General features: G+C 70.8%; 2 protein-coding genes and 1 pseudogene. 2 read left to right on the forward strand and 1 reads right to left on the reverse strand.

Annotated features, from left to right (window positions below; genetic code table 11):
• Together CCN51_RS38310 and gad are read left to right on the forward strand one after the other, a co-directional pair.
• Positions 1 to 342 (forward strand): LysE family transporter (locus tag CCN51_RS38310; RefSeq protein WP_158104735.1); only part of this gene is annotated, 342 nt, incomplete at its 5' end.
• 126 nt (positions 343 to 468) lie between these two features.
• Positions 469 to 1,893, forward strand: coding sequence for a glutamate decarboxylase (gad, locus tag CCN51_RS38315; protein WP_014178493.1), 1,425 nt, complete (start codon positions 469 to 471; stop codon positions 1,891 to 1,893).
• 139 nt (positions 1,894 to 2,032) lie between these two features.
• Here gad and CCN51_RS38320 read toward each other — a convergent pair.
• A pseudogene (locus CCN51_RS38320) lies at positions 2,033 to 2,325 on the reverse strand (hypothetical protein); the annotation flags it as partial.

The following is a 2,325-nucleotide window of genomic DNA, read 5'->3' on the forward strand; positions in this document are numbered from 1 at the left end:
GCTGGGGCCGGGGCTGGGGGTCATGGCGCCAAGGCGGCGGAGCGGCCGTACCGCAAGGCGCTGGTGATCAGCCTGCTGAACCCGAAGGCGATTCTGTTCTTCATCTCCTTCTTTGTGCAGTTCGTGGACCCGGACTACGCCCACCCGGTGCTGTCCTTTGTGGCGCTGGGCGCCTGGGTGCAGCTGTTCAGCCTGACGTATCTGTCGGTGCTGATCTTCACCGGCGCGCATCTGGCGGCGGCCTTCCGGCGGCGGAAGCGGCTGACCGCCGGGCTGTCGGCGGCGGCGGGCACGGCGTTCCTGGGGTTCGCGGTGAAGCTGTCGCTGAGCAGCGCGGGCTAGCGGCGCGGGGCGCGGTGGGGGCGCGAGGCGAGGAGCGGCGCGGGAACGGGATATTCGACTGATACGCCCGTATTGTCACCAAGGTCAGCCGGCGGCTCTCACACGACCGAGGGGACTGGGCGGCCCATGACGCTCCACACGGGCAGACACGGCAAGCGGGACGAGGGCAGGCGGCGGCGCGGTGTCGCCGTCAACCCCTTCTACGGGGTGGCCGACCCGGTCGGCGGCATGGCCGACGAGGTGCCGCGCAACCGGCTGCCCGACGGCCCGATGGCGCCCGCCACCGCCTGTCAGCTCGTACACGACGAGCTGATGCTGGACGTCAACGCCCGGCTCAACCTCGCCACCTTCGTCACCACCTGGATGGAGCCGCAGGGCGACCAGGTGCTGTTCCAGTGCCGCGACAAAAACCTGATCGACAAGGACGAGTACCCGCGCACCGCCGAGTTGGAGCGGCGCTGCGTCGCGATGCTGGCCCATCTGTGGCACGCCCCCGAACCGGACTCGGTCATGGGCTGTTCCACCACTGGTTCGAGCGAGGCGTGCATGCTCGCCGGAATGGCCTTCAAGCGCCGCTGGGCCAAGCGCAACCCGGCACGCTATCCGGGGACGGCCCGGCCCAACCTGGTCATGGGGGTCAACGTCCAGGTCTGCTGGGAGAAGTTCTGCAACTTCTGGGAGGTCGAGGCGCGCCAGGTGCCCATGGAGGGCGACCGGTTCCACCTCGACCCCCAGGCGGCCGCCGATCTGTGCGACGAGAACACCATCGGCGTCGTCACCGTCCTCGGGTCCACCTTCGACGGCTCGTACGAACCCGTCGCGGAGGTTTGCGCGGCGCTCGACGACCTACAGGAGCGCACCGGACTGGACATCCCGGTCCATGTGGACGGTGCGTCGGGCGCGATGGTGGCGCCCTTCCTCGATACGGACCTGGTGTGGGACTTCCGGCTGCCCCGGGTCGCCTCCATCAACACCTCGGGGCACAAGTACGGCCTGGTCTACCCCGGCGTGGGATGGGTGCTGTGGCGCACCACCGAGAACCTTCCCAAGGAGCTTGTCTTCCGCGTCAACTATCTGGGCGGCGAATTGCCGACCTTCTCGCTGACCTTCTCCCGGCCCGGCTCCCAGGTGGCCGCCCAGTACTACACCTTTCTGCGGCTGGGGCGGGAGGGCTACCGCGCCGTGCAGCAGACCACCCGGGACGTGGCGCGCTCGCTGGCCGAGCGGATCGAGGCGCTGGGCGACTTCAGGCTGCTGACGCGCGGGGACGAACTGCCGGTCTTCGCCTTCACCACGGCCGAGGGCGTGCGGAACTTCGATGTGTTCGATGTGTCGCGGCGGCTGCGCGAACACAACTGGCTGGTGCCCGCCTACACCTTCCCGCCGAACCGGCAGGACCTGTCCGTGCTGCGGGTGGTGTGCCGCAACGGATTCTCGGCGGACCTCTCCGACCTCTTCCTGGAGGACCTGGAGACGCTGCTGCCCGAACTGCGGAGCCAGCCGCATCCGCTGGACCGGCCCGAGAACCTGGCCACGGCCTTCCACCACTGAGCCGGGCCGGGTGCGTCCAGAGCGCGGCAGCCCGTACGCGGTCGGCTGTCGGCCTGTACGCGGCCCGGCCGTCGGCCCGTACGCGGCCCGGCCGTCGGCCTGTCCTGGGCCCGCCGTCGGCCCGTCCGGGGCGCGGCCATCAGCCCGTCTGCGAGGTCTCCTGCAGGAACTCGGCCCTGCGCCGAACCGCCTCCAGGGCGCCGGGCCTGCGGCCGGGCACCCGTCCGCGCAGCGATATCAGGAAAGGGGCGAGGGAGCCGGCCCTGGCCGGGTCCTGGACGTACTGCCACTGGTGGTGGGCCCGGTCCACCGCCCCTTCGACATCCGGGTCGTCGGCGGCCTGGCCATTGCCCAGCCGGGCGTCGGCCACCGACATCCACAGCTCGCAGGCCCGGGCGGGATCGTCGGCGAGGCGCGCGAGGTCGGCCCGTA

It is taken from the genome of Streptomyces milbemycinicus (genome assembly GCF_002154605.1).
GTDB lineage: Bacteria > Actinomycetota > Actinomycetes > Streptomycetales > Streptomycetaceae > Streptomyces > Streptomyces milbemycinicus.